The 6,565-nt window shown below is 43.0% G+C and carries 5 protein-coding genes; 3 read left to right on the top strand and 2 right to left on the bottom strand.

The window, feature by feature from the left end; all coding sequences use genetic code 11:
• On the bottom strand, positions 1–659 hold a 659-nt coding region (locus LX87_RS27465), incomplete at its 3' end, for a hypothetical protein (RefSeq protein WP_146624584.1).
• Positions 660–1,898: 1,239 nt separating this feature from the next.
• Here LX87_RS27465 and LX87_RS27460 point away from each other — a divergent pair.
• From LX87_RS27460 to LX87_RS27450, 3 genes are all read left to right on the top strand, one after another.
• A complete protein-coding gene (locus LX87_RS27460) occupies positions 1,899–2,174 on the top strand; it encodes a T9SS type A sorting domain-containing protein (RefSeq protein ID WP_111631520.1) in 276 nt (91 codons plus the stop codon).
• A 293-nt stretch (positions 2,175–2,467) separates the two neighbouring features.
• Complete coding sequence (locus tag LX87_RS27455) at positions 2,468–3,712, top strand: site-specific integrase (RefSeq protein ID WP_111631519.1); 1,245 nt, start codon at positions 2,468–2,470, stop codon at positions 3,710–3,712.
• A 153-nt stretch (positions 3,713–3,865) separates the two neighbouring features.
• A complete protein-coding gene (locus tag LX87_RS27450) occupies positions 3,866–5,143 on the top strand; it encodes an MFS transporter (protein ID WP_229310851.1) in 1,278 nt (425 codons plus the stop codon).
• Positions 5,144–5,428: 285 nt separating this feature from the next.
• Here the strand turns inward: LX87_RS27450 and LX87_RS27445 are convergent, their stop codons facing one another.
• A complete protein-coding gene (locus tag LX87_RS27445) occupies positions 5,429–6,529 on the bottom strand; it encodes a type I restriction endonuclease (RefSeq protein WP_111631517.1) in 1,101 nt (366 codons plus the stop codon).
• Positions 6,530–6,565: the final 36 nt, after the last annotated feature.

Here is a 6,565-nt window from a genome sequence, read left to right as displayed (position 1 = left end):
ACATTGGTGTAGAAGTCCAGCTTGGGTGCCCAGCCCACATTGAGCTTAAAGTAGTCGGTGCCGGCTTTGATGGCGGTGATGGTCTTGCTCATTTTGGTTTCGCCTACCGAGCCGCCCAGGCCGTTGGTGACCCAGACGCTGTAGACGCTGCCGGGCTGCAAACCGCTGGGGGCCTTCACCGTCAGCGAGTAGGCGTCACCACTCTGGACGGTGGCATCCAGGGAGGTGCCGTTGGAAGCCACAAAGCGGACTTTGGGGGAGGCTGTGCTCAGTTGCAGGTTGCGGCCAAAGATGCGCAGGGTTCCTTCGGGGGCTACCTCGGGGGAGTCAAAGTGCATGCCCCAGGCCTGGTTGACGAAGACTTTGGGGCTGTTCTGGCCGTTGTCGGTGATCCAGACCTGGTAGAGGTCCAGGCCCAGGTTGGCTGGGATCTGGACGGTGGCTTGGTTGGCGCTCTGCACCAGGATGGGCAAGGTGACGCTTGAGGTGGAGGTGCCTTTAGCGAGGTAGGCTTTGGCCGTGGCCCCGAAGTGTCCCTGCAGGCTGATGGCCGAGCCGGGTTGAGCCGAGGGGCTGGCGTTAAAGATCGCCGTTTGCGCGGTGGCGAAAAAGCTGAGAGTTAATCCAAAGAGTAAAAAGAATAAGAAGCGTTGAGTCATTGTTGAGTCAATTTACAAGTTACGGTGAGCACAATACGTTACCAGATGATGCCTAATTAGGCATCATTAAAAAAAAGATCGAGAAACCAATCGATTACATTACAACTACTTACGGCCAGAAAACCAACAAATCAGACTGCCATTTATCAGACAGAGAATAAACCGAAGAATTAAGCAATGGATCCTTACCTATTTCCCTTTGGTTTACCAAAAAGTATCAGAAGATCACTACATTCATTGCAACTGGAGAAGCAAATACAGGCCATAAGTATTTTATCAGACACTTTTATACTAAAGTCAACTCAAGATCGCTATTAATTCAGTTATTTTAATAATAGCGTCTTGGTTATTATATAGCATAGACAATGCCAATTCTATTACATCAGTAAACTTTGTGATTATGTGGATTTAAATAGCAACTTAACTTTTTTAATACTATATAAATAAGCTCATAAGAAGTTGTATTCTGCTTCAATAATGGGAAATTATGAGCGGATGACCGATGCAGCAACAGATCATGTTAAGCTATTCCAACCTTATGCAGGCTTTTGCTTCAGGACTGCAAACCTGCATTTATTGCACAAAAATTAGGTGATGATACAGCCCCCGGGAAACCAGGGATTGGATTTGTGGCTTTAAGTGGGGAGTGTAAGTAGCGTTAAATGGAGACTTTGTTCGCAGATTAACTTTGCAGACAAAATAAAATCAATGGCGTGTCTGCCAGTGCATTCAACCTGATTATGTCCGGCACCACGAACGTAATCACTGCTATTTAATACAGTAAATATTCTCTGGCTTACAGAAGTTAACGTAAGAGGGATTTCAGGTAAAAAGCTTTTGGAGTATTCAATGATTTAGATTGGAAACGATGCAACGAGATTTGTGTTCTTTCGGTCTACGATTAGACAAACGACGACTACGTTGCACTCCATAAAATAACGTAGGAAAGACTGAGTTACATGAGTCGGGACACTTCCGGCGATTCAGGCAAATTATTCAGCAGTGTATATTTCCCGGGCGGTTACCCAAAAGTAGCAGGGACTGACTCCTATGTGACAGGCATTCGGTGCCAACCTGCCGACCTTTGAATCATTCAAACGGACACAAAACTTAACGACATACGCCATAAAAACCATCGTCAACACCCTGCTCGTCGCCCTGAGTGTTACCGTTGCCAGTTTCTCGAATGGGCAAGCTAATACCAGCAGACCCCAGAAAACTGCCGGTTTCCAGAGCGGGATGCACACGACAACCGAAGGTAAAGTGCAAATTGCGGTTCAGAAAGAAACAACTAGTCCGGTCACCGTCCGGCTAATCAACGCAGAAAGAAAAGAAATCTTCATTCGGCCGATTGGCAAACGCCAGCAAGCCGTTCAGTTGCGGCCGGATGTAAGCGACCTGCCCGACGGTGTTTACCAAATCGCCATTTCCAACGGTATTAAAACCACCACCCAAGAGTTGACATTAGCTACAAAGCATCCCACGACGGCTCTTCGACGCATCGCCGTCCGCTGATTGAAGTCATTTATATGCTTCACAAAACAGTAAACAACAAATCGAGAAGTCAATAAACAAGAAAAGGCCACCCGATTGGGTGACCTTTCCTGTTTGGTACCGGGAGCCGGACTCGAACTTTTACACTAAGCTGCATTTGTTTTCTTTAAAATACCTCCAAAACGCGCAAAAAAGGCCCTTTTTGAAGTAAGTGAAAGCAACTTGTTTTAACTAAAAGAAAGAAATGTTTCAGTAATGTTACAGTAAAATCCTTATTTGATTACCTTAGTAAGGTACTTTAAAGTCCCAGAAATATGTCTGATTCCGAAGCCATACCAACCAAAGGACGAAAGCGAACCAACACAATTTCCTTCACTGTTGAGATCAGCAGCAAACCCAAAAAAGGAGATGTATATCCCCTGTTCCTTCGCATTACGGAGAATCGAAAACACCGTCGAGTGTATATAGGCTTTGATATCCCGCTCAAAGATTGGAATCCCAATAAGAAGGAAGTACGGCGAATCTATAAGCTTCATGCGGTGCTGAATGCTAAGATTGAATCGATCAAAGCAGAAGCAACCCAGTTGAAAGCCGAAGTCAAAAATGTCACCTCTGCTGTGATTGCCGATAATCTGAAAGGTAAGTCTTCGACCTTCTTTTTTCAGTACGCCTATGGCTACTTAGACAATAAACCTTACAACACCGCCAGGAATGTTCGAACGGAAATTAATAAATTTCTGGAGTATGTCAGGGATGAAAAGCTGCTGTTTGCTGACATTTCGGTTAAAACCCTGACGGACTATGAAAACTGGCTTCGTAAGCAAAAGGGCAACAGTGTAAACACAATTTCAAAAGGCCTTTCCAAAATTCGGACAATTTTCAATCAAGCCGTTAAAGAAGGAATCTTACCTATTCAAGAGAACCCCTTCCTTCAAATCAGGATCAAGGAAGGAAAACCCGAACGAGTCCGGCTTACTGAAGATGAACTTAAGCAATTTTGTGATGTTGCTCTTCCTACGGATTCTTTGCTATGGCATACTCGGAATTATTGGTTGTGCGCATTTTACCTAGCTGGAATGCGTTTTAGTGATTTGGCCTGCTTGCAATGGAAAAACCTGAATAAAAACCGGCTTTCTTATGTCATGCGTAAAACAAAAAACGTTGTATCCGAAAGCCATTCAATCCAAGTTCCTGCTCAAGCTGAAGAAATCATTCTGCACTATAAGCCAGCAAAAGTTAATCCCGAAGCCTATGTACTTCCAATACTCAATCAGAATCGATCGTACCCTACCGAAGCGGATTTATTAAAAGAGATCAGCCGGAAGAATGCGCTGATCAATAAATACCTTAAAAAGATCTGCTCAATAGCCGGTATAAACAAAGAGGTTTCCTTTCACTCAGCTCGACACACCTTTGCAGATTTAGGTCGCAGGAAGATTAAGGATGTGTACGCCATCTCAAAGCTACTGAGACACTCAAAAATCAATATTACCGAGAAGTACCTGTCTGAATTCGATACTGAGACAACCGACAAGGCGTTAGAATCCATTTTTGGTTGAATACTTAATTTGACCGAATTGCATACTTTGCAAGGTTTGCAACCTTGCAAAAGGTACATACCACAACATTCCGAATGATGGGAAATAGGCTTGCAGATAGTAAGAACGTCAATCTACATTCTTTATATGGCTAAGCCAGCTTGATTTACAATCATGCCAAATTTAAAAGTAGCCTCTTCTTCCATGCCTGTTACAATCGCCCCAAGTCGTTGGTACCGCATTATTCCGATTGTTTTCATCACCTATAGCCTAGCCTATCTCGACCGAGCTAATTTCGGATTTGCTGCGGCTGGTGGGATGAACGAAGATCTCCACATTTCCCAGGCAACCTCCTCCCTACTCAGCTCCTTATTCTTCCTGGGTTATTTCTTCTTCCAAATTCCAGGTGCTCAATATGCGGCTCACAAAAGTGCTAAGAAGCTAATATTCGTCTCATTGATTTTATGGGCAGGTCTGGCCGCTGCCACGGGAATGGTCAGCAATGTCACCGCTTTAATCGTAATCCGTTTTCTAATAGGGGTGGTTGAGAGTGCCGTGATACCTTCCATGCTCATTCTGTTGAGTCAATGGTTTACTAAGGAAGAACGCTCTCGCGCCAATACCTTTTTGATATTGGGCAACCCCGTTACCGTTTTATGGATGTCAGTGCTCTCGGGTTACTTAATCAATTCCGTTGGCTGGCGATGGATGTTCATCATCCAAGGGGCTCCGGGAATCTTGTGGGCTTTTGTCTGGTGGAAAATGATCGATGAAACCCCACAGCAAGCCCATTGGCTTACAAATGAAGAAAAAATACTGCTTGAAGAGCGATTGGCGAACGAACAACAAGCCATTAAACCAGTCAAAGACTACAGCCAGGCGTTTCGTTCTACACCGGTTATCCTGCTATGCATTCACTATTTTTTGTGGAGTCTGGGCGTTTATGGTTTTGTGATGTGGCTCCCCTCAATTATCAAAGCAAGCCCAAATATGGATATCGTTACTACGGGGTGGTTATCAGCAGTTCCTTATGTGGTAGCTAGTATTGGCATGTTTGGAGCTTCCTACTTCTCCGATAAAGCCCAGAACCGTGTTCTTTTCATTTGGCCCTTTCTATTGATCGCATCAGTAGCTTTTATGGGCACCTACCTGTTGGAGGGTATGGACTTTTGGCTTTCCTATATTATGCTAGTAATTGCAGGGGGTGCTTTATATGCTCCTTACGGTCCTTTTTTTGCCTTAGTTACCGAACTGTTACCTAAAAACGTTGCAGGCGGGGCTATCGGTTTGATCAATAGCATGGGAGCTTTAGGGTCTTTTGTCGGTGCTTATTTGGTAGGTTATCTCAATGGACTTATGGGAAGTTTCCATACATCCTATTTGTTGATGGCTTTTGCCGTTATGGGAGCGGCTTTACTGGCCTTACTATTAGCTAAGACTTCCAGGGGTTAAACAAAAATCACAATGGGTTTTGAAGACAGTAAATAAAGCAGAAAAACTGTTTTCGATGAAAACCATAGGAACCCAAGGCATTATTAGATCGGCACATCTAAATAACTCTTCATTGTTTGCACACTTTGAAAGTAATGCGAGTATCTTGCCTTCATACTTGATAAAAAAAGAAAATATGTTGTAAGATGTGGATTTATAAGTAACTACCAAAGCAGTTACTTATAAATCCACATCTTTTTCCTAGGGGCCCAAAATACCCCTAGGAAAAAAGCCAATTTGAAAAATCTAAGATGCTATTGATTTTTCGTAAGCAGAAAGAGCCTTAATTAATGATTGGCTATGAAGAAAAATATCGTTAATACTACTTATTTCATGCCGTTGCTCTGTACGGTTTTCATCGAAGACAGTAATAGCTTTCTTATTTCCATTGAGATGCAAACGGCAAATAGGTTTTCGATTGTTGTCATCTAGCAGAATAGCGAAATAAGATTGAGCGTCGCGGTGTACGATCCGGTTAATATCTATATTGTTTCGAAGAATAGCTCTAACGATATAGAAACCCTCTAGTTCCTCCTGGGTGGTAACAACATTAACCGCCTTTTTCTCCTCAGCAGTAGGTGCTGGAGTTGAATCTATAGAAGCGGGTTGAGCAATTGCCTTTTCCTCTTGATCCAAGGCGGTTTTTAAACGGTCCGTGATCTGATCTGAAAATGTGTGCTGGAATGACTTCCGCACCAGATTAGTAAAATGCTCCATCATTTTAGCATTCAGCTGGCCACTGTACACCTGTTTTGCAAAATGACGTACCAGGTTATCAGACGGATTAGCCATTTCTTGCTGAATCAGCGCTTTGATTTCACTGGTATATTTCAACTCACTTGCCGTTGAAATAATCGTATCAACATCAAAATATGGTTTACTGAATTTTTTTAATTCTTCAACCAAATTGTCTCGAAGGTCAAGCAGATTGATTTCAAGGAATGGCTTTTCATCCATTTTGTTAGGCTCCTGCAAATCAGTATAGAATCGGTAAATAATACCGTTAGTCAGGATTCCAAAGCGAGCTTTTGTAACGTGGAAGTACCGCAGTAGTTGATTATCATGCAGCGTTAACGACTGTTTCCAATGCTTACATTCAATTAGCATGCAAGGTTCAGATTGACCATTCACCTCACGTAAGATTGCATAGTCGACCTTCTCACCCTTTTTGGTCCCAATATCTGAAATGAATTCCGGGACTACTTCAAAGGGGTTAAATACATCATAGCCAAGGGTAGTAAGAAACGGCATCACCAATGCCGTCTTAGTAGCTTCCTCCGTTAAAATCGAATCTTTTAAACGAGCAACTCTCTCTCCTAGTTGCTTAATCTGATCTTTAAAATCCATTGTTTCTATAAAGGTTTAGGTAAATGTTTTTATAGG

The sequence above is a fragment of the Larkinella arboricola genome, from assembly GCF_003259745.1.
Lineage (GTDB): Bacteria > Bacteroidota > Bacteroidia > Cytophagales > Spirosomataceae > Larkinella > Larkinella arboricola.
The sequence above is the reverse complement of the archived record's forward strand: the minus strand, read 5'-3'. Positions and strand labels throughout refer to the sequence as shown.